Annotated in this window: 16 protein-coding genes; all 16 read left to right on the top strand. The window is 56.0% G+C overall.

Annotation, left to right across the window (positions count from 1 at the left end):
• Window positions 1-44 precede the first annotated feature (44 nt).
• The 16 genes from BIND_RS08910 (at window position 45) to BIND_RS08835 (ending at window position 21,014) form a co-directional block, all read left to right on the top strand.
• The gene (locus BIND_RS08910; protein ID WP_012384744.1) at window positions 45-1,709 is read left to right on the top strand and encodes a long-chain-fatty-acid--CoA ligase; all 1,665 of its coding nucleotides are present in this window, start codon (window positions 45-47) and stop codon (window positions 1,707-1,709) included.
• Window positions 1,710-1,751: 42 nt separating this feature from the next.
• A complete protein-coding gene (locus tag BIND_RS08905) occupies window positions 1,752-2,888 on the top strand; it encodes a thiolase family protein (protein ID WP_012384743.1) in 1,137 nt (378 codons plus the stop codon).
• Window positions 2,888-5,209 carry a 3-hydroxyacyl-CoA dehydrogenase/enoyl-CoA hydratase family protein gene (locus tag BIND_RS08900; RefSeq protein WP_012384742.1) on the top strand — a complete coding sequence of 774 codons (2,322 nt, stop codon included), beginning with the start codon at window positions 2,888-2,890 and terminating at the stop codon, window positions 5,207-5,209. Before BIND_RS08905 ends, BIND_RS08900 begins: the two co-directional genes overlap by 1 nt.
• 35 nt (window positions 5,210-5,244) lie before the next feature.
• Window positions 5,245-7,029, top strand: a complete 1,785-nt coding sequence (locus BIND_RS08895; RefSeq protein ID WP_012384741.1) for an acyl-CoA dehydrogenase C-terminal domain-containing protein — start codon at window positions 5,245-5,247, stop codon at window positions 7,027-7,029.
• A 27-nt stretch (window positions 7,030-7,056) separates the two neighbouring features.
• Complete coding sequence (locus BIND_RS08890) at window positions 7,057-7,575, top strand: thioesterase family protein (protein WP_012384740.1); 519 nt, start codon at window positions 7,057-7,059, stop codon at window positions 7,573-7,575.
• A 50-nt stretch (window positions 7,576-7,625) separates the two neighbouring features.
• On the top strand, window positions 7,626-8,375 hold the full coding sequence (locus tag BIND_RS08885; protein ID WP_012384739.1) for an electron transfer flavoprotein subunit beta/FixA family protein: 750 nt from the start codon (window positions 7,626-7,628) through the stop codon (window positions 8,373-8,375).
• A gap of 1 nt (window position 8,376) precedes the next feature.
• The gene (locus tag BIND_RS08880; RefSeq protein ID WP_012384738.1) at window positions 8,377-9,312 is read left to right on the top strand and encodes an electron transfer flavoprotein subunit alpha/FixB family protein; all 936 of its coding nucleotides are present in this window, start codon (window positions 8,377-8,379) and stop codon (window positions 9,310-9,312) included.
• A gap of 125 nt (window positions 9,313-9,437) precedes the next feature.
• Window positions 9,438-11,039, top strand: a complete 1,602-nt coding sequence (locus tag BIND_RS08875; protein ID WP_012384737.1) for an electron transfer flavoprotein-ubiquinone oxidoreductase — start codon at window positions 9,438-9,440, stop codon at window positions 11,037-11,039.
• Window positions 11,040-11,050: 11 nt separating this feature from the next.
• Complete coding sequence (locus BIND_RS08870) at window positions 11,051-11,977, top strand: NAD(P)H-dependent flavin oxidoreductase (protein ID WP_012384736.1); 927 nt, start codon at window positions 11,051-11,053, stop codon at window positions 11,975-11,977.
• A 12-nt stretch (window positions 11,978-11,989) separates the two neighbouring features.
• Entirely contained in the window at window positions 11,990-12,772 is a 783-nt protein-coding gene (locus tag BIND_RS08865; protein WP_012384735.1) for an enoyl-CoA hydratase/isomerase family protein, read from the top strand.
• A gap of 93 nt (window positions 12,773-12,865) precedes the next feature.
• Window positions 12,866-13,255, top strand: a complete 390-nt coding sequence (locus tag BIND_RS20575; RefSeq protein ID WP_081433747.1) for a DUF2147 domain-containing protein — start codon at window positions 12,866-12,868, stop codon at window positions 13,253-13,255.
• 388 nt (window positions 13,256-13,643) lie between these two features.
• Window positions 13,644-14,273, top strand: coding sequence for a TetR/AcrR family transcriptional regulator (locus BIND_RS08860; RefSeq protein WP_012384733.1), 630 nt, complete (start codon window positions 13,644-13,646; stop codon window positions 14,271-14,273).
• A gap of 586 nt (window positions 14,274-14,859) precedes the next feature.
• On the top strand, window positions 14,860-15,912 hold the full coding sequence (locus BIND_RS08850; RefSeq protein ID WP_012384731.1) for an HlyD family secretion protein: 1,053 nt from the start codon (window positions 14,860-14,862) through the stop codon (window positions 15,910-15,912).
• A gap of 9 nt (window positions 15,913-15,921) precedes the next feature.
• Window positions 15,922-18,675 (top strand): ribosome-associated ATPase/putative transporter RbbA, encoded by a 2,754-nt coding sequence (gene rbbA, locus BIND_RS08845; RefSeq protein WP_012384730.1) that lies wholly within the window; start codon window positions 15,922-15,924, stop codon window positions 18,673-18,675.
• 1 nt (window position 18,676) lies between these two features.
• A complete protein-coding gene (locus BIND_RS08840) occupies window positions 18,677-19,882 on the top strand; it encodes an ABC transporter permease (RefSeq protein ID WP_012384729.1) in 1,206 nt (401 codons plus the stop codon).
• A 748-nt stretch (window positions 19,883-20,630) separates the two neighbouring features.
• Window positions 20,631-21,014 carry an HdeA/HdeB family chaperone gene (locus tag BIND_RS08835; protein WP_012384728.1) on the top strand — a complete coding sequence of 128 codons (384 nt, stop codon included), beginning with the start codon at window positions 20,631-20,633 and terminating at the stop codon, window positions 21,012-21,014.
• Window positions 21,015-21,065: the final 51 nt, after the last annotated feature.

Raw genomic sequence — 21,065 nt, 5'->3', positions numbered from 1 at the left:
CTTGTCAGAAACCTACAATGTAGGGCAATATTGTGAGCTACACGATGAAACACGTGCGCCCCACGATCGCACCTATACCGCTTCCTTATATATGGGATAATGCGGTCAAACGATTTCCAGAGCGATGCGCCGTGGATTTCATGGACAAGCGCTATACCTACGCCAAGCTCGGAGATCTTGTCGACCGCGCGGCACGGGGGTTCCAGCAGCTTGGAGTCCGCAAGGGTGCACGTGTTGGTCTTTGCCTCCCCAATACACCTTATTCCGTGATTTGCTACTTCGCGATTCTGAAAGCAGGTGGCATCGTTGTGAACTATAACCCGCTTTACGTCGAGCGGGAGATGAAACATCAGATCGAGGATTCCGGCACCACCATTATGGTGACCCTTGATCTCGCTCAGATCTATCCCAAGGTCTCTGCCATGCTGGAGGACACATGCCTTGAGAGGATCGTTGTGTGCCGTATGGCCGAGTGTCTTCCCAGGTCCAAGGCTATCTTGTTCTCTTTGTTCAAAAAATCGGAACTCGCCGATGTTCCTGCCGATCTGCAGAATATTTCATTCACGCGACTGATTGCCAATGATGGCAAACCGCGCCATGTCGACATTGATCCACTGACAGATATCGCTGTTCTCCAATATACAGGTGGAACGACAGGCGTACCGAAGGGGGCAATGCTGACGCATGGCAACCTCACCGCCAATGTCGAGCAATGCCGGCGGATTCTCATGGAAGATTCGCAAGGTGGCGAACGTATTCTAGGTGTGCTTCCGCTATTCCATGTCTTCGCCATGACAACGGTGATGAATTTTGGCGTGACAGTCGGTGCCGAGCTTATTTTGCTGCCGCGTTTCGAAATCAAGCAAGTCTTGCAGGTGATTGTTCGAAAGAAGCCGACCTTATTCCCCGGTGTTCCAACGATCTATACGGCAATCAACAATGCCGCGAGTGATGGCGCATTCAATCTGTCCTCCATTCATTATTGCATTTCTGGAGGTGCACCGCTGCCGGGCGATGTCCGTTGCCGTTTCGAAAAGCTGACTGGCTGCCGGCTGATCGAAGGCTATGGATTGTCGGAAGCCTCTCCCCTCGTCATTTGCAATACGCTTAAAGGTGAGAACAAACCGGAATCCATTGGTATTCCAGCGGCGGATACGATCATCGAGGTCCGTGATCCTGAAAATTCCTCTCGCGTCTTAGGGGTCGGCGAAAAAGGTGAAATCTGCGTTTCCGGTCCGCAGGTCATGGCAGGCTATTGGCAGCGACCCGCGGAAACCGCCGAGGTCATGGTCGACGGAATGTTGCGTACCGGGGATATTGGTTACCGCGACGAAGATGGACATTATTTCATCGTGGACCGCATCAAGGATTTGATCCTGTGCGGCGGTTACAATGTCTATCCCCGTGTCATCGAAGAAGCGCTCTACCGTCATCAGGCAGTGGCGGAGGCTGTGGTCATTGGTATTCCGGATGCCTATCGCGGGCAGGCGCCCAAGGCCTTTGTCCGCCTGCGCGAGGGTATCAGCGTCAGCCCCGAACAGCTCAAGACTTTTCTCGAGGAGCAGATTTCTCGCATCGAAATGCCCAAAATCATCGAAATCCGCGATCACCTTCCAAAAACCATGATTGGCAAGCTTTCCAAAAAAGAACTCATCGAGGAGGAGCGAATTAAGATGTCAGTTCCGGTACACGATCGCGCCCTGTCCTGAAGCTTAAGCTTTCTCGGCAGAGGCCTTATTTGGAGAATATTTATGACTAAAGTTGTCATTGCCGGATACATTCGTTCGCCGTTCACCCTCGCCAAGAAAGGCGAACTGGCGACCGTCCGCCCGGATGATCTTGCGGCCCAGGTGGTCAAGGGGCTCATTAAGAAAACGGGTATCCCGGCGGAGGATATCGAGGACTTGCTGCTTGGGTGCGCCTTTCCGGAGGGGGAGCAGGGCTTCAATGTCGCGCGGCTCGTGAGCTTCCTTGCGGGGCTACCTCTTTCGGTCGGTGCGTCAACCGTCAACCGCTTCTGCGGCTCCTCCATGACCACCGTGCATATGGCTGCCGGCGCAATTCAAATGAATGCGGGCAATGCCTTCATCGCGGCCGGTGTCGAGAGCATGTCCCGTGTGCCGATGATGGGGTTCAATCCTTTGCCCAATCCGGAGCTCGCGGCGACCATGCCCGGCGCCTATATGGGCATGGGTGATACGGCTGAAAATGTCGCTGCTAAATGGACGATTTCCCGCAAGGAGCAGGAAGAGTTCGCGCTGCGGTCGCATCAGCGCGCCACGGCGGCGCAGAAAGAGGGCCGGTTGACCGGTGAAATCATCCCAATCACCGGCCGCAAAGGCACGATCACGACGGATGGCTGCATCCGCCCCGACACAACGCTTGAAGGGCTGGCGGAGTTGAAACCTGCCTTCAGTGCAAACGGTGTCGTTACAGCCGGTACATCCTCGCCTTTAACCGACGGGGCCGCTGCAGTACTGGTGTGCAGTGAAGATTACGCTAAGCACCATCATCTCGATGTGCTCGCTTCGGTCAAAGCCATCGCGGTCTCTGGTTGCAGCCCGGAAATCATGGGCATCGGGCCTGTGGCGGCTTCGCGCAAGGCTCTAGCTCGTGCCGGACTCGAAGCCGGTCAGATCGATATCGTCGAACTGAACGAAGCCTTCGCCTCTCAATCGATTGCCTGTATGCGCGAGCTGAACCTTTCACCGGATCGAGTGAATATCGACGGCGGCGCCATTGCTCTTGGTCATCCGTTAGGAGCCACCGGCGCGCGTATCGTCGGTAAGGCCGCTTCTTTGTTGAAGCGTGAAAAAGGCAAATATGCGCTTGCGACGCAATGTATTGGCGGCGGTCAAGGCATCGCGACAGTTCTGGAGGCTTTCTGATGACGGACATCAAAAAAGTTGCCGTCATCGGCGCAGGCGTCATGGGGGCGAGCATTGCCGCCCATGTCGCGAATGCGGGCGTGCCTGTGGTTCTGCTCGACATTGTCGCCAAAGACAATCCCAACCGCAGCGCGATTGCCGAAGGCGCTCTGACCAAGCTCCTGAAGGCCGATCCGGCACCGTTCATGAGCAAGGCCGCCGCGAAATTCGTGACCACTGGCAATATCGGGGACAATCTCGATCTGCTGGCCGATTGCGATTGGATCATCGAGGCCGTGGTCGAGCGTTTGGATATCAAGCAAAACCTCTACGCGGCGGTCGAAGCCATACGCAAGCCAGGCAGTATTGTCTCTTCAAATACTTCGACGATTCCGCTCAAGGCGCTTGTCAAAGGTATGCCCGCGCGTTTCTCGAAAGATTTTATCATCACGCACTTCTTCAATCCGCCACGTTACATGCGGCTTCTTGAAGTGGTCGGTGGCGAGAATTCGCGGGCTGACGCTATAGAAACCGTCACACGGTTTGCCGATGTCATGCTCGGCAAAAGCGTGATCTTTTGCAAGGATCGGCCAGGCTTCATCGCTAATCGTCTGGGTGTGTTCTGGTTGCAAACCGCCGTCGTCGAGGCGTTGGATCTTGCTCTTGATATCGAAGAGGTCGATGCGATCATCGGTAAGCCGATGGGCATTCCGAAAACCGGTGTTTTCGGTCTCATCGACCTCGTCGGTTTGGATCTGATGCCCCATATCAACGCCAGCCTATCAGCGGCGCTGCCGAAAGATGATCCATTTCACGTAGTCAACCAGCCGATGCCCTTGGTCGAAAAGCTGATTGCCGAGGGCTATACGGGCCGCAAGGGCAAGGGTGGCTTCTATCGGATCAACCGTGAGCAGGGTAAGCAAAAGGAAGCTCTCGACCTCAAGACTGGCACCTTTCGGCCGGTTCGTAAGCCCGTCGTGGAGGCGATTGAACAAGGCGGCAGCAAGCTTGATCGTCTGCTTGCGCATGAGAGCGTACATGGACGTTATGCATGGCAGGTTCTCAGCCGCACGCTGGCCTATGCGGCTGCCTTGGTCGGTGATGCGACCGATGACGTGGCGGCGATCGATGAGGCGATGCGGCTCGGCTACAATTGGAAATATGGTCCCTTTCAACTGATCGATCAGATCGGCGTCGAGGCGCTGGTCACGGGTCTCAACGCCAGCAAATTTCCGATCCCGGCTATTTTGCGGATCGCCGAAGGCAGGCCATTCTATCGCGTTGAGGATGGCCGCCGTCAGGTCCTGGGTCTCGATGGCACCTATCATGATCTCCTGCGGCCTGAAGGCGTGATCATGTTGGAAGACATCAAATTGAAATCCAAGCCAGTTCTCAAGAACAGCTCGGCGGCCTTGTGGGATATCGGCGATGGTGTCGCCTGTTTCGAGTTCACGAGCAAGATGAATGCGCTCGACCCCGATATCATCGATCTCCTCATGCGTTCGATCCACTTGGTCGCGAAGGATTTCAAGGCGCTGGTGATCTACAACGAGGGCAGCAACTTTTCCGTCGGTGCCAATCTTGGTCTCGCGCTATTCGCCGCCAATATCGCGGCCTGGAAGGATATCGAGAACCTCATCCTGCAGGGACAGACGGCTTACGGCATGTTGAAATATGCGCCGTTTCCGGTTGTTGGCGCGCCGGCCGGCATGGCGCTGGGTGGCGGCTGCGAAATTCTTCTGCATTGCGATGCGATTCAAGCCCATGCGGAAACCTATACCGGCCTTGTTGAGGTTGGTGTCGGTCTGATCCCAGGCTGGGGTGGCAACAAGGAGATGCTGCAGCGCTGGTTCACATTAGGCCGCCTGCCGAAAGGCCCAATGCCCGCGATCAGCAAGGTCTTCGAGATCATCAGCACGGCGACCGTTTCCAAATCGGCGGCCGAGGCCAAGGAGCTTTTGTTCCTGAGGCCGACCGATGCGATCACGATGAATCGCTACCGTCTGCTGGCCGATGCCAAGGCTAAGGCCCTTGCTCTTGTGCCCGATTACAAACCGCCGGAGTCGGTCACTTTTAACCTGCCAGGACCTTCGGCCGCAACGGCCCTGAAGATGGCCGTCGACAGCTTTTTCCGCCTTGGTAAGGCGACAGCCTATGACGTCGTTGTGTCCAGTGCATTGGCCGATGTCTTGTCGGGTGGTGACACGGACATCACCGTGCCGACGGATGAAAAGACGCTTCTCACGTTCGAACGCGAGGCTTTCAGCAAGCTTGCTCGGCAGCCCGGTACATTGGCGCGTATTGAACACATGCTGACGACTGGAAAGCCCTTACGGAATTAACAGGCGCATACAATAATTGTTCAGGAAAAAGCATCATGGCCAGCTACAAGGCTCCATTGCGCGATATGCGCTTTGTCATTTTCGAACTCATGGATTGCGGCGACATTACCACTTTGCCTGGCTATGAGGAAGCAACGCCTGATCTCATCGATTCTGTTCTAGAGGAAGCGGCGCGCTTCTGCGAGCAAGTGCTTTTCCCTCTGAATCGTTCTGGTGATGAGGAAGGATGCGTTTTTGATAGCGGCGTGGTGCGGACCCCAAAGGGGTTTCAGGAAGCCTACAAGGCTTTCTGTGAAGCTGGTTGGCCAGGTATCACCTCTTCACCCGCTTATGGTGGGCAAGGGCTGCCCAAGATCGTGAATAGTCTGATCGAGGAAATGATCTGTTCCTCCAACCTCTCTTTCGGTCTTTACCCCGGCCTCAGCCATGGCGCCTGTGTCGCCTTGGAGAGCCATGGTTCGGAAGAGCTCAAGGATAAATATCTGCCGAAACTTGTGGAAGGCACGTGGTCCGGCACGATGTGCTTGACCGAGCCCCATTGCGGCACTGATCTCGGCCTGTCCCGCACGAAGGCGGTGCCCGCGGAGGATGGCACTTACAGAATTACTGGTACCAAAATCTTCATCTCGGCCGGCGAACATGATTTAACGGAAAATATCCTTCATCTCGTCCTGGCGCGCCTTCCCGATGCGCCTAAAGGGATTAAGGGCATCAGCCTTTTCCTCGTACCCAAATTTTTTGTTCATGATGACAACACGCTTGGGGCACGTAACGGCGTCTCATGCGGCTCGATCGAACATAAGATGGGTATCAAAGCTTCAGCCACTTGCGTCATCAATTTCGATGAAGCAACGGGCTGGCTGGTCGGTGAGCCGCACAAGGGCATGCGTGCCATGTTCACGATGATGAACACGGAACGCCTGGCTGTTGGTCTGCAAGGCCTTGGGATCGCCGAAGTTTCGTATCAGGGCGCTGTCGCTTATGCCCGTGAACGTTTACAAGGCCGTTCCCTGACCGGGGCAAAATATCCCGATAAGCCGGCCGATCCCATCATCGTTCATCCCGATATTCGCCGCATGTTGTTGACGCAGCGGGCTTATGCCGAAGGATGCCGTGCTTTCGGCATATGGGCGGCAAAGCATTTGGATCTCCGCAATCATCCTGATGCGACCGTGCGACAGGAAGCCGAAGAATTCGTCGCACTGGTGACGCCTGTCGTCAAAGCCTTGTTCACGGATCTTGGCTCGGAAGCAGCCAATCTCGGTATGCAAGTGTTTGGCGGTCACGGCTACATTCGCGAGCATGGCATGGAGCAATATGCACGCGACGTCCGTATTGCCCAGATTTATGAAGGGACCAATGGCGTTCAGGCTCTTGATTTCGTCGGCCGCAAGCTGCCCGCGGATATGGGGCGTTTGTTGCGCCGTTTCTTCCATCCCGTAGCCGCCTATATCGAGGAAAAATCTTCCGAAACGACACTGACGGAGTTTATCGATCCCCTCAATAAGGCGTTTACGCGCTTGCAACAGGCAACGATCAAGATTGCTCAAGCAGGGCTACGCAATCCTGATGAAGCAGGCGCGGCCGCCACGGATTATCTCCGTTTATTTGGCCTCACAGCCTTGGCCTACCTTTGGGCGCGTATGGCTGAAGTGAGCCTGCCGAAGATCGGTGCCGATGATACCGATGGATTTTACGTCGCCAAGGTCGGGACGGCACGTTTCTTCATGCAGCGCCTGCTGCCGCAAACAGGTGCGCTGTTTTCTTCCATCATGGCTGGCAGCAAATCAACGATGGCTTTCGACGAGGCTGCGTTTTGAACCCTGCCAGGGTCTGAAGGACGTATCATGAATCTTTGGTTCCGACTCCTCAATATCGTGCTCGGCAGCCTGGTACGGCGTCGCCTGACGTTCGAAGAGCAGTCCATTCTGCTTTTTCGCGTGATGCCGCATGATCTTGATCTCAATGTGCATATGAACAATGCCCGCTATTTGGCGCTGATGGATCTCGGGCGTATTGATTTTCTCCTCCGCTCCGGCGTGTGGCGGCGTGTACGAAAGCTGGGCGGTCACGCTGTCGTCGGTGGTCTTCTCGTGCGGTTCCGGCGACCCTTGGCGCCATTTCAGGCGGTAACCTTGACGACCGAATGTGTCTATTGGGACGAAAAATGGGTCTATTTTTCACATCAAATGAAGTCAGCGGGCAGGCTTGTCTGTTTGACCGTGGCCCGAACGGCTTTCATCCGTGACGGTGTTGTGTTGCCTCCTCACGAGGTCATACCCAAAGAGATCTCCTCTCGATCAGTCCCCGACTGGATTACACAATGGTCTGATCTTGATGGGAGTTTCGCGGGTCAGTTGGCATAAGTGATCGTTGGGGCCGTCGCGGAACGCAGGCAGGACAGGAGAGAACGTGAATGAAGGTGCTCGTCCCAATAAAGCGGGTCGTTGATTACAATGTCAAGATACGGGTCAAAGCGGATCATTCTGGCGTTGAAACAGCTAATGTCAAATATTCCGCGAACCCTTTCGACGAAATCGCCGTCGAGGAGGCCGTGCGGCTCAAAGAGGCCGGAATCGTTTCTGAGATTGTGGTTGTATCCATAGGAGCCGCCGCGGCTCAGGATGTCCTCCGCAATGCGCTCGCCCTAGGCGCCGATCGTGCAATATTGGTGCAGACCGATCATGAGATCCAGCCATTGGCGGTCGCCAAGCTTCTCAAGCTCTTGTGTCTGCAGGAGTCACCTCAGCTTGTCATTCTTGGCAAACAAGCCATCGATGATGATTCAAATCAGACCGGCCAAGCGTTGGCCGCTTTGCTGGACTGGCCACAAGGCACGTTCGCATCGAAACTTGTCATCAAGGACGGACGTGCTGAAGTCACGCGTGAAATAGACGGAGGCCTTGAGATCATATCGCTGGCTTTGCCGGCTGTGGTGACCACCGATCTGCGTCTGAACGAGCCTCGCTACCTGAGCCTGCCCAATATCATGAAGGCCAAGAAGAAGCCATTGGAGATCAGGCCTGTCGCCAGCTTCGATATCAATGTCGAGCCGCGTTTGATCACTGTAAGGGTCGAAGAGCCAATGCAACGCCAGGCCGGTATCAAGGTGGCGGATGTTGCGACTCTTCTGAACAAGCTGAAGCATGAAGCAAAGGTAATCTGAAATGCGGGCGCTGGTTTTAGCCGAACATGATGGCCACTCTCTACGGGGAGCTACGTTGAATGCGATCACAGCCGCTGCCAGCCTCGGAGGCAAGGTCGATCTTTTGGTCGCTGGCCATGATGTTCGTGCCATAGGCGAGGCAGGGACCACCATAGCCGGCGTCGATAAGGTTCTGATCGCAGACGACCCGGTATATGCTCACCCGCTTGCCGAGACGGTCGCGGCCTTGCTAATAGAACATGCGCGAAACTATGAAGCGATCGTCGCTGCTGCCACGACATTTGGCAAAAATGTGCTGCCGCGTGTTGCCGCAACGCTCGATGTCCAGCAAATTTCGGAGGTCACGGGCGTGGTCTCTCCGGATACGTTCATTCGTCCTATTTATGCGGGCAATGCACTGGCAACCGTGCGCTCACAGGATGCATTGAAAGTCATCACAATTCGCACGACAGCTTTTGAGCCTGCTGATGCCGAGACGGGTAGGGCGACCATTTCCCAGATCCCTGCGGTCCATGCGCCCATCAATGTGCAGTTCATTCGAGAGGAACTGACGACATCGGAGCGTCCGGATCTGACATCCGCACGGATTATCATTTCGGGCGGACGGGGCATGCAGAGTGGAGAAAATTTCAAGATGCTCGAACCGATCGCTGAGAAGTTGGGTGCGGCCATCGGTGCCAGCAGAGCCGCTGTTGATGCCGGTTTTGTATCCAATGATCTCCAGGTCGGCCAAACAGGCAAGATCGTCGCGCCGCAGCTTTATATCGCGGTTGGGATTTCCGGCGCCATTCAGCATCTTGCAGGGATGAGTGGCTCGAAGGTGATTGTCGCCATCAATAAAGACGAAGACGCTCCCATTTTTCAGGTCGCCGATTATGGTCTTGTTGGGGATCTGTTCAAGGTTTTACCCGAGTTGACCGCGTCACTTTCGGATTAGTAACTCCCGTTAGGTGATTTGGCAGGTAAATGTGGTCTGCTCCTCCCCGGGCCACAACAGGTGGGTCCTCTTCTCCCACGGAGGACCCACCTTCTGCAAGGCTCATATATGTTTAAGGGCGCTGTATGACACGAGAAGTCATGGAATTCGACATTGTGGTCGTTGGATCTGGCCCAGCAGGGTTGTCTGCCGCGATTCATGTCAAGCAGTTGAATAAAGATTTGAGCGTATGTGTGCTTGAGAAGGGTTCGGAAGTCGGAGCCCATATCCTGTCCGGAGCTGTCTTCGAGCCTGTTGCTCTCGACGAACTCATTCCCGACTGGCGTCATCGCGGAGCTCCTCTTCATACGGAAGCCACCGAAGATCGTTTCCTGTTCCTGACGGAGACGCGGGCGGTCCGTCTGCCGACGCCGCCGCTGATGCGTAATCACGGCAATTATATCATTAGCCTTGGCAATTTGTGCCGTTGGTTGGCGCAGCAGGCGGAGCAATTAGGGGTTGAAATCTACCCTGGCTTTGCGGCTGCTGAAGTTCTTTTTGATCAGGAAGGGGCCGTTGTCGGCGTTGCCACCGGCGATCTGGGTATCGGTAAAGACGGCCAGCCAACCGAGAATTATACAGCTGGCGTCGAGCTGCGCGCGCGCCAGACGATTTTTGCGGAAGGATGCCGTGGTTCGCTCACTCGAACGCTGTTTGAGCGCTTTCGGCTGCGCGAAGGGTGCGATCCGCAGACCTATGGTCTCGGGCTTAAAGAATTGTGGGAAGTCAATCCGGAAAGACATCGCCCTGGACTTATCGTTCACACAATCGGGTGGCCGCTGGATAATAAGACCTATGGCGGATCATTTCTCTATCATCTTGAGAACAATCAGGTCGCGGTCGGTTTCGTGGTGGGCCTCGGCTATACGAATCCTTATCTGTCACCCTTCAACGAATTCCAGAGATACAAGACACACCCGGCGGTGCGCGATACCTTTCAAGGGGGAAGACGGCTCGCTTACGGTGCCAGGGCTATTTCAGCCGGCGGATTGCAGTCAATACCAAAGCTCAGCTTTCCCGGCGGTGTTCTCGTTGGAGATACCGCAGGCTTCCTGAATGTTCCCAAGATTAAGGGAAGCCATACGGCCATGAAGTCTGGCATCACGGCAGCGAAGAGTGTTGTTGCTCTCCTGCAGGGATATGGCAGGGTGGCGGTCGGCTATCGACCGGCATTGCAGAAGACGTGGCTGTGGAAGGAACTGAGCGACGTCCGCAATATCAAGCCAGCGTTTAAATGGGGCTTATGGCCGGCCATGGCCTATTCGGCGTTCGATACTTATGTGTTGCGTGGCAATGCGCCTTGGACTCTGCATCACAAGCCAGATCATACGAGCTTGAAACGTGCCTCGCAGTGTCGTCAAATTTCCTATCCGAAGCCGGATAATGTCCTCAGTTTTGACCGGTTGTCCTCGGTTTTTATCACGAATACAAATCATGAGGAGAACCAACCATCGCACCTTCGCCTCAAGGATGACAGTGTGCCAATCGATGTCAATCTGGCACTCTACGATGCGCCGGAACAGCGTTATTGTCCGGCAGCTGTTTACGAAATCGTCGAAGGACCCGCGCTCAGAATCAATGCGCAAAATTGCATTCATTGCAAGACATGCGACATCAAGGATCCGAAACAGAATATCGTCTGGACCGTGCCTGAAGGCGGTGGCGGGCCTAATTATCCGAATATGTGAGGGGGAAAGGTATGTCTCTGCCTAGCGCGCTTCGCGACCGTCTCGATGTGCCGGCCATTATCGCGCCGATGTTTCTCATATCGGGACCAGATCTCGTCGTCGAAGCTTGCCGGGCCGGTTTGATAGGCACTTTTCCAGCGCTCAATCAGCGTACGACGCAAGGCTATTCGGATTGGCTGGATGAGATCGAGCACCGCCTTAAGGACGAGGCGGTGGCCCCCTTGTTTGGGGTCAATCTCATCGTTCACAAATCGAATCCACGCCTTGAGGCTGATCTCAAGGTCACGGCTTCCCATAAGGTGCCCGTCGTCATCACCTCACTCGGCGCTGTGCCCGATCTGGTCAAGGAGATCCATGCTTATGGAGGCCTCGTGTTTCATGATGTCATCAACACGCGGCATGCCGAAAAAGCCATAGAAGCGGGCGTGGATGGCATTATTGCTGTCGCCGCAGGGGCGGGGGGCCATGCTGGCACAATCAATCCGTTCGCGCTTGTTGCGGAAATTCGCTCTATCTTTGATGGCGCCATCGCTCTGGCCGGATCCCTGTCGACCGGCGCGCATATTGCTGCGGCACGGTTGCTGGGGGCCGATCTTGCCTATCTCGGTACGCGATTCATCGCCACAAGGGAGAGCCTTGCGCCTGATGCATACAAGCATATGCTGATCGATGCCAAGGCTTCGGACATCATCTATACGTCAGCGATCAGCGGTGTAAATGCCAACTTTCTGCGTCCGAGCATCCTTAAACGCGGTCTTGATCCGGACAATCTCATCTCAGCGGGACATTTGGATATGCAGAAGGAAGCTGGTGCCTGGAAGGACGTTTGGTCGGCTGGGCATGGCGTCGGTTCCATCCATGATATTCCTGCGACGGCTGATCTTTGTTTGAGATTGAAAGAGGAATATGCGCGGGCGTGTCATGCCTTAGCATCGTGAGGAACGATCGTAATGACAACAGAATCGCTCATATCAGTGGCTTCGGATAGAGAGAACACTGTTATCATAGACGACCGTGAAAACGGCATTCGTCTTTTGACGATCTCCCGTGTGGCGCGTCGGAACGCGCTGGATAGGAAGACCCATCAAGCCCTCACCAGTGCCCTGATCGCAGCAGATGCCGATGAATCCGTGCGTGTTGTTGTCCTGACAGGGGCAGGCAATGTCTTTACCAGTGGTAATGATCTTGCCGATTTTCAGAATGCGGCCGGTGATGACGCCGCCCGCGCGGGGCTGGATTTTTTGAAAGCCCTTTGCGCCTTTGCAAAGCCGCTTGTCGCAGCGGTGGAAGGTTATGCGATTGGCATTGGGACGACTTTGCTTCTTCATTGCGATTTCGCCTATGCCGGGCGCGGGACTCAATTTCGTCTTCCTTTTACGGCGCTCGGCTTGTGTCCGGAGGGAGGCTCAAGCTATCTTTTGCCACGAATTGCCGGAACCAAGCGCGCAGCAGATCTCTTAATGCTGGGGGAAACATTCACGGCTGAGAGAGCAGCTGATTCCGGTATTATTACCAGCATTACGGATGATGGTGGTTCTCTTCCATTGGCTCTAAACAAAGCTCATGTACTGGCGGGACTCTCTCCGCAAGCACTTACAATGACAAAGCATTTGCTCAAACAAAGTTTTGCTAAGGATCTCGAGCACACGCTGCAATTGGAAGCGGAAAGTTTCGACGCTTTGCGCCGAACCCCCTATGCGCAGGCAGTCTTTGCGGCTTTCTTTGCCAGTTGAACCTATTGATAAGCAACAGATCGAAGTCATCTCATAATACACAAGAATAGCGATATAAAAAAGCTTTCATGATAAGCAATATAGGGAGGAAATATGATGAAACGGTTTATTCGAAACGCATCATTGGGGGCCGTGGTAAGCCTTGCTGTCAGCATGTCGGGAGTGGCTCTGGCCGGAGACGTTTCAGGTATATGGATGCGGGATACAGGTGTATCAAAAGTTCGCTTTGCTAAATGTGGGAATAGTTTATGCGGCACCATTGTCTGGCTTAAGAATCAGAATGGGCCAGCGCATATTGGCCAGAAAGTGTTTTATGACATGAAGCCACTTGGTGAAAATCTCTGGGAAGGATCTGCTTTCAATCCGGAGGATGGCAAAACATATACGGGAAAGATGACACTATCCGGGACGGTTCTAACGACAAGTGGTTGCGGACTCGGTGGGCTGATTTGTAAATCAGCATCCTGGACACGCGCAGATTGATTGTTTCTTTTGGGTCCTTATAGACATATCGCCCGGCCTTGCCTTCGCCATTGGATCGGGAGCAGGCCCCCCTTTCGCCTTGCCAAACTGCATCCCAAACACGCTCAATGATGCGGTGAGGAGCCACAACGAGTGGAGGGCAGGGCGGGCATCTGTCTGGTTCAGCATCTAGCATACAGAAAATGGTCTGCTCCAGATCCGGCTCGCCTCAGGAACGCGAGACGCGAGCTAGGCAGTTTCACAATCGGGAGCGACCCGCACGGCTTGCATCCCCGAGACTATCGGCATATATGTTCATCTGAACATATATGGGAAAGATCGAATGGCCGGACGAACGGCTCCTAACATCACACCTTCCCGATCCCAGCGTGGTCGCCGGACGAAGGAAATGCCGAATGGGCGTAGCGTCCTTCTCGCCGCAGCAACCCAGGCGTTCGCGAATGATGGCTTTAAAAACGCCGACTTGCGCGGGATCGCTGCCGCCGCCGGCGTGAGCCCGAACCTTGTCCGCGTGCATTTCGGTAATAAATCAAAGCTTTGGGAGGTGTGTCTCGACGCGATCGTAGAAACTGTCAAGCCCACAATGGCCGAGGTGGCGGAGATTGCGGGTGATGACCAGAAAACCCTCGTCGAACGCCTGCGTGGGATCGTCGCGTGCCTCGCTGTCTTCTTCGCGTCGCACCCTGAGGTCCGTGAGTTCGTAACGCGCCACTTCGCAGACACGCCGGAACGCGCATCCTTGGTGACAAACCGCCTTTCGAAACCCGCTTATGAAACGTGCCGTGAGGTGTTTGCTGCTGGAATTCAGGCTGGAATCATCCGCAGTGCTCATCCCGCATTGTTTTTCGCACTCCTCAGCCGCGCGTCCAGCCAACCAGCCAGCTTCCCGATGCTCCTGAGCAGCCTCGCGCCGGAGATCGATACTGATGTCGCCCGCAATCTTATGACTGAGACGATCGTTGCAACACTGATTCATGAGCCTGCGAGTGTCTCAGTATGCCCTGAAGCAGGGCAATAATTTTCTCCGGTCATTTCCGCAAAGCCGTCCTCACGAATTCGGTCGAGACTTGGCCGGCATCGGCGATCGCTTGTCTGTGCCAAGCTCGACAGGAGTCTTGTTCAATGAAGAGACAACTGACCCTCATCCTTTTGGCTGCGTTTGGTACACCTGCATTCGCGCAGTCCGGACCGAGCGAGAGTGAGCAACAGATGGCGTGCATGGGCGATGCCTTGCGACTGTGTGCCGCCTATATCCCCGACCACGACAAGATCAGGGATTGCATGGCATCACAGCACAAGCAGCTTAGCCCCCAATGTCGCTCTGTTTTCGACGCGAGTGTGGAGGATCGCTCATCAGGCGCCACACGGAAACATTTGAATCCGTAACCGTCAAGGATGATCCGATGAGCGAATGGCCTGCCAGCGGTTTCACCCGCCAATGCTGCGACAGGGTGGTCATGAAAAAGGGATGGTTGCCGCTTAAGCTTGTGGCATATTGGCACCTTATTCACAGCCGGCTTCAATCGAGACGTCGCCAAGCATTGCTGTCCGCCTAGAGCCTGTCACCAGATTCGTTCATCACTCCTTTAACTTCAAAGATTCCGATGATGCGCATTTCCCATTTCGTATGTGCTGCACTGGCAGGCCTCCTCGTTCTTGCGGATGCTTCGTCACCTTTGCTGAGTCAGGAAAAATCGCCTTTGCTCTCGGCAGGGGCGAAGGCGCAAGCGGAGCTTCGTGGACTGATTGATCGCCTGCGCGGCAAAACGCTGCCGGATGGGATCGTCGGTACCAATGGCCGGGTCGAGGCGACGGAAGTCGATGTCTCGTCGAAATATGGCGGCCGGCTATCGGAACTCACCGTGAACGAAGGCGACGATGTCACCGCTGGAGAAATCGTCGCACGTATTAGTTCACCCGAGACCGAGGCGCAGCTGCGTGGCGCCCAGGCGCAAGTGTTGAAGGCTAAGCAGGCGCTGGCCGAGGCCAAGGCTCTGATCGCCCAGCGCGCCGGCGATCTTGACTTCGCCCAATCGGATTTCAACCGTGGCCAGGCGCTTGTCCGGCAAGGTTATCTGACAGAACAGACCTTTGATATGCGGCGCTCGCGCTATAATGTGGCACAGGCTGCCCTCGACGCGGCCAATGCCCAGCGCGACCAGGCCCAGTTCGCCATTGATGCCGCCGAGGCCGATGTCCAGCGGCTCGAAGCCATGCTCGTCGATCTCGTCCTGAGGGCACCGGTCAACGGGCGCGTGCTCTACAAACTGGTGCAGAATGGCGAGGTCGTCGCACCTGGCATGCGTGTCGTGACGCTGCTCAACCTCAGCGACGTCTATATGTCGATCTATCTGCCGGCGAGTCAGGCCGGCTCCCTCTCCCTCGGTGACGAGGCCCGCATCATCCTCGATCCGGCGCCCGAATATGTCATTCCCACGACGATCAGCTTCGTCGCGACCGAGGCGCAATTCACGCCGAAATCGGTCGAGACCGCCAGCGAGAGGGAAAAGCTGATGTTCCGTGTCAAGCTGCAGGCTGATCCGAAATTGCTCAACAAATATGTCAACCAGGTCAAGACGGGGGTACGTGGCGTGGGCTATGTGCGCACCAATGTCAAAACGCCCTGGCCGGACAATCTGCAAGTGAAGCTTCCTTAATAGGTGCGGATGCCGATCATGGAAGATTACGCGGCGCGCATAACGCAGGTTTCGCATCGCTACGGCAAGGTCGTCGCGCTCGATGATGTCACGATCGATATACCGCCACGCCAGATGGTCGGTCTGATCGGCCCCGATGGCGTCGGCAAATCCACCTTGCTCGCCCTGATCGCAGGCGTGCGGCAGATCCAGGAAGGCCATGTCCTCGTTTTCGGCGGCGATATGACCGAAAAAGCGCATCGCCGGAATATCTGCGCACGCATCGCTTATATGCCGCAAGGGCTCGGGCGCAATCTCTATCCTACCTTGAGCGTCTTCGAGAATATCGACTTCTTCGGCCGTCTGTTCGGCCAGAGCGCCGAGGCGCGCCGCGCGCATATGGACGAGCTTTTGAAGGCGACTGATTTAGCGCCCTTCACAGAACGGCCGGCAGGTAAGCTCTCGGGCGGCATGAAGCAGAAGCTCAGCCTGTGCTGCGCGCTGATGAACGACCCCGACCTTCTCATTCTCGACGAGCCGACGACCGGCGTCGATCCCCTCTCGCGCGGCCAGTTCTGGGATCTCATCAACACCATTCGCGCGCGGCGGCCGCAGATGAACGTGATCGTCGCGACGGCCTATATGGACGAGGCGGAACGGTTTGACTGGCTCGCCGCGATGAATGACGGCAAGGTCATTGCCACCGGCTCGCCACAGGAGATCCGCGACAAGGCGGGCGCCAAGACATTGGAAGCAGCCTTCATCGACCTGTTGCCGGAAACATTGCGCGCCCGCCATAAGCCGGTCATCGTGCCGCCGCGAAAAGTCGAGGACAACGAAACCCCGGCGATCGAAGCCGAAGGGCTGACACGCCGATTCGGCAATTTCGTCGCCGTCGACCACGTGAGTTTCCGCATCGGACGCGGCGAGATCTTCGGCTTCCTCGGCTCGAACGGCTGCGGCAAATCGACTACCATGAAAATGCTGACCGGGCTCCTGCCGGTGACCGAAGGCACGGCCAAATTGTTTGGCAAACCGATCGCGGCCGATGATATGGAGACGCGGCTCAGGACCGGCTACATGTCGCAGTCTTTCTCGCTTTATGGCGAACTGACTGTCCGGCAGAACCTCGAACTGCATGCCGAGCTCTATCATCTGCCCCCCAAAGAGGTGCCGGGCCGTATCAAAGAATTGCTCGAAACTTACGAACTGAGCAATGTCGCCGGGGAGTACCCAGCCAGCCTGCCGCTTGGCATCCGCCAGCGCCTGCAACTCGCGGTCGCGGTGCTGCACCGCCCGCCGCTCCTCATTCTCGATGAGCCGACGTCGGGCGTCGATCCCATCGCCCGCGATTCCTTCTGGAATGCACTGATCCGCCTGTCGCGCGAGGAAGGCGTGACGATCTTCCTTTCAACGCATTTCATGAACGAGGCGGAGCGCTGCGACCGCATCTCGCTCATGCATGCGGGCAGGGTGCTCGCCGTCGGCACGCCCAAGGAACTCGTCGAAAAGCGCCAGGCGCAATCGCTCGAGGACGCCTTCATCGATTATCTCGCCGAGGCGTCGCATCTCAAGCTCGGCGCTCCGGTCAAGGCGCCGCCAGCCGATGTGCAACTGGAACCCACCGCGCCAGCCGCTGGTAGAACACGGAACCAATATTTCGATCCCGGGCGCCTGTGGGCCTATGCGCGCCGCGAGGCCATGGAGATTTTGCGCGACCCGATCCGCCTCGTCTTTGCCTTGCTCGGCCCGCTGCTCCTGATGATTGCTTTCGGCTACGGCATTTCCTTCGACGTCGAGGATATCCGCTATGCCGTTTTCGATCAGGATCAATCGCCGGAAAGCCGCGACTTGCTCGAGAATTTTTCAGGCTCGCGCTATTTTCAGGAACAGCCGCCGGTCAAATCCGCGAGCGAGGAGGAACGCCGCCTGAGAACCGGCGAATTGCAGCTCGCTCTTGAAATCCCGCCCAGGTTCGGACGCGACCTCAAGCTGGGGCGGGTCCCCGAGGTCGGTGTTACCATTGACGGCGCCATGCCATTCCACGCCGAAACCACACGCGGCTATGTCGATGGCCTGAGCCTGCTCTATATCAAGGATCTTCTCCGGCACAGCCAGTTGCCGACCTTGCGCTCCATGCCGCTCACGATGGAAACGCGCTTTCGCTACAATCAGGCCTTCAAGAGCGTTAATGCCATGGTTCCGAGCGTCGTGGTCTTGATGCTCGTCCTCATTCCGGCGGTGATGTCCGCGGTCGCTGTCGTGCGTGAAAAGGAAACGGGATCGATCGCCAATTTCCGCTCGACGCCGACGACGAGTCTCGAATTCCTGACCGGGAAGCAATTGCCCTATGTCGCGGTCTCGATGGTGACTTTCGCCATTCTCGTCGCCGTCGCTCTGCTTCTGTTCCAGGTCCCCCTCAAGGGCTCGGTTCCCGCGCTCTTGGTCGGAACGTTGGTTTATGTCGCGGCAACGACGGGTCTTGGTCAGCTGATATCCACCTTTACGCGCACGCAGGTCGCGGCCGTCTTCGCCACCGCCATCCTGTCGGCCATTCCGGCGGTGAATTTTTCTGGCCTGCTCACACCGGTCTCTTCGCTGTCTGGTGGGGCGCGGCTGATCGGTCTTGGCTTTCCGGCCGCCTGGTATCATCCGATCAGCGTCGGCACCTTCACCAAGGGGCTCGGCTTTGCCGATCTGTGGCATTCGATGGTCGTGCTGGGGCTCTTCGCTTTGGTTTATCTCGTCGCCTCGCAATTCCTTTTGCAGAAGCAGGAGAAGTGACATGGTGGCTTCTCCGCAGCCGGCCCCGCCGAAACCACCCGCGCCCACAGCCACGATGCCGCGCTCCTTTTGGGCAAAAATTCTCCTCCATATCGAGAACATTTTCCATCTCACGACGAAGGAACTGCGCAGCATCCGCGCCGATCCCATCATGCTGATCCTCGTCGTCTATGCCTTCTCGCTCGCCGTCTATACGGTGGCCAATGGGGCCTCAACCGAGGCGCGCGACCTCACCATCGGCATCGTCGACGAGGACCATTCTGGCCTCTCGCGGCGCCTTCTGGATGCAATGACACCGCCGCTTTTCAAGAAAGCCGTCTCGATCACCGCCGATCAGATCGATCCGATGATGAATTCCGGCGAACTCGTCTTCGTGCTCGAAATTCCCCCGCGCTTCGAGCAGGACCTTCTCACCGGACACCCGACATCGGTGCAATTGAACGTCGATGCGACGGCGATGACGCAGGCCGGCAATGGCTCGGTCTATATCCAGAACATCGTCATGAATGAGACCGCCAAATATCTCATCTCTCGGGAGTTCAACATCCCGCTGCCGGTCAATTTCGTCACGCGCGTCAAGTTTAATCCCAATCTCGATTCGAGCTGGTTTACTTCGGTGATGCAAGTCGTGAACAATGTCACCATGCTCACGATCATTCTGACCGGCGCGGCGCTGATCCGCGAGCGCGAGCAGGGAACAGTCGAGCATCTGCTCGTCATGCCGCTCCTGCCGGCCGAGATCATGCTGTCGAAGATCATCGCCAACAGCCTCGTCATTCTCATCGCCGCAACCTGCTCCCTCATTTTCGTGGTGCAATGGTGGCTACAGGTCCCAATTCCCGGCTCGATTGCGCTGTTCTGCCTCGGAACCGCCGTCTATGCCATCACCGTTGCCGCCCTCGGCATCGTGCTGGGAACCATCGCTTCCACCATGGGCCAGTTCGGCCTTCTCGTCATTCCTGTCATGCTCATCATGCAACTGCTTTCGGGCAGCACGACCCCGATGGAAAGCATGCCGTCCTGGCTGCGTTATCTGATGCAGGTCATCAGCCCGACGCCGCATTTCGTTTCCTTCGCGCAGGGCGTTCTCTATCGCGGTGCTGATCTGACGATTCTCTGGCCGGATCTCGCCGCGGTCGCCGCCATCGGCATCGCCTATTTCACCTTTTCCCTACGCCGCTTTCGCCACGTCATTTTCGGCGCTTAGGGGCTAAGGAAAACGTAAAAGTAAATCGCAGACGGCCAGCTCAGCAGAGCGTTTCTGCGATATTTGCGCGCACTATCGCGGGGATGAGTCCGCATCCGGGATCTTCCATTCGAGTCAGACCTTTCCCATGGTCGCTCACATGGTCAGCCTCTTGGCATCGGCGTCATAACAGCACGCCGCGCGCAAAATGGCTTCGTTCCCATTGCCCCGTGTCTTCTCTCCTGCGAATGTATGTGCCGCGGCCGGTCGCGGAACAAATGCCACCTTTCTTCGGGCGAAAATGACGCACCCCCCTTTGGGAACTTTATCCTAGGCTGAGCGGTTTTGAGGGCAGGTTCACACCTGTGAGAAAACAGTCTGGCTTGGAAGAAGCCTGTGTCCTTTCAACGCATTGCAATAGGGCCGCCGCTTCGGCAAGATGCGTTGAATAAAGACTAGATATAACGTGGAAAATAACTAAATCATGATGAACTTATCTTCGATGTGGCGCCTGGTTGATGACCAACTGCCACATGGTTTGCTCCTTCCAAAAGAGCTGTAGGTTACCGGTTTTCTTGTGCGCTCGGCTGCGCGCAATTGAAGCAGGATGTATCCAATGCGCTCGTCCTCCAGAGTATCAGATCCGAAAGTGGATTGATCGAACTTCAGCGTCTGACGTCGAAGTGAAAACGATGATCCCTCCCGCACATAAATCCGGGAAGATTAAGGCTCTTTGCTCGTTACTTCATTTTTATCAATGAGGCTCACAATGATCATTGCCAATGACTATGCGCGTTCGCTCGCTCTTTCCCTTTCCTTGGTGATTGCAGGAGCAAGCTCGCTCTATGCGCAAACGCCGACCAAGGCCGCGCTTGCGACGCATGAGGATCAAAATGGCTTTCTCAATTTGCAGGCATTGACTTGTGCTGATCTGGCGACAACCAAGCCGGAGGAAGCTGAATATCTGATTACCTGGTATAGCGGATGGTATTCTGGTCTCACGAAGAAGCATTTCGCGCGTGTTTCGCGGACGGAGGCCGACGAGCATCATCTGGCCAATTACTGCAAAGAGCATTCTGAAGCGAAGGTCACCACGGCTCTTGATGTTCTCTTCAAGAAAGAGCTTGAAGAAGAGATGCGTGCGGAAAGGTAGAATTTCGGCACATCAACGATCATCAACACAGCCCCCAAAAGCGGTAATCCG

The organism is Beijerinckia indica subsp. indica ATCC 9039, assembly GCF_000019845.1.
GTDB classification, from domain to species: domain Bacteria; phylum Pseudomonadota; class Alphaproteobacteria; order Rhizobiales; family Beijerinckiaceae; genus Beijerinckia; species Beijerinckia indica.
The sequence above is the reverse complement of the archived record's forward strand: the minus strand, read 5'-3'. Positions and strand labels throughout refer to the sequence as shown.

Bases quoted from the DNA above. Each gene is read 5' to 3' on its own strand.
- BIND_RS08910 (WP_012384744.1), top strand. From the start codon at position 45: ATGAAACACGTGCGCCCCACGATCGCACCTATACCGCTTCCTTATATA.
- BIND_RS08905 (WP_012384743.1), top strand. From the start codon at position 1,752: ATGACTAAAGTTGTCATTGCCGGATACATTCGTTCGCCGTTCACCCTC.
- BIND_RS08900 (WP_012384742.1), top strand. From the start codon at position 2,888: ATGACGGACATCAAAAAAGTTGCCGTCATCGGCGCAGGCGTCATGGGG.
- BIND_RS08895 (WP_012384741.1), top strand. From the start codon at position 5,245: ATGGCCAGCTACAAGGCTCCATTGCGCGATATGCGCTTTGTCATTTTC.
- BIND_RS08890 (WP_012384740.1), top strand. From the start codon at position 7,057: ATGAATCTTTGGTTCCGACTCCTCAATATCGTGCTCGGCAGCCTGGTA.
- BIND_RS08885 (WP_012384739.1), top strand. From the start codon at position 7,626: ATGAAGGTGCTCGTCCCAATAAAGCGGGTCGTTGATTACAATGTCAAG.
- BIND_RS08880 (WP_012384738.1), top strand. From the start codon at position 8,377: ATGCGGGCGCTGGTTTTAGCCGAACATGATGGCCACTCTCTACGGGGA.
- BIND_RS08875 (WP_012384737.1), top strand. From the start codon at position 9,438: ATGACACGAGAAGTCATGGAATTCGACATTGTGGTCGTTGGATCTGGC.
- BIND_RS08870 (WP_012384736.1), top strand. From the start codon at position 11,051: ATGTCTCTGCCTAGCGCGCTTCGCGACCGTCTCGATGTGCCGGCCATT.
- BIND_RS08865 (WP_012384735.1), top strand. From the start codon at position 11,990: ATGACAACAGAATCGCTCATATCAGTGGCTTCGGATAGAGAGAACACT.
- BIND_RS20575 (WP_081433747.1), top strand. From the start codon at position 12,866: ATGATGAAACGGTTTATTCGAAACGCATCATTGGGGGCCGTGGTAAGC.
- BIND_RS08860 (WP_012384733.1), top strand. From the start codon at position 13,644: ATGCCGAATGGGCGTAGCGTCCTTCTCGCCGCAGCAACCCAGGCGTTC.
- BIND_RS08850 (WP_012384731.1), top strand. From the start codon at position 14,860: ATGATGCGCATTTCCCATTTCGTATGTGCTGCACTGGCAGGCCTCCTC.
- rbbA (WP_012384730.1), top strand. From the start codon at position 15,922: ATGCCGATCATGGAAGATTACGCGGCGCGCATAACGCAGGTTTCGCAT.
- BIND_RS08840 (WP_012384729.1), top strand. From the start codon at position 18,677: ATGGTGGCTTCTCCGCAGCCGGCCCCGCCGAAACCACCCGCGCCCACA.
- BIND_RS08835 (WP_012384728.1), top strand. From the start codon at position 20,631: ATGATCATTGCCAATGACTATGCGCGTTCGCTCGCTCTTTCCCTTTCC.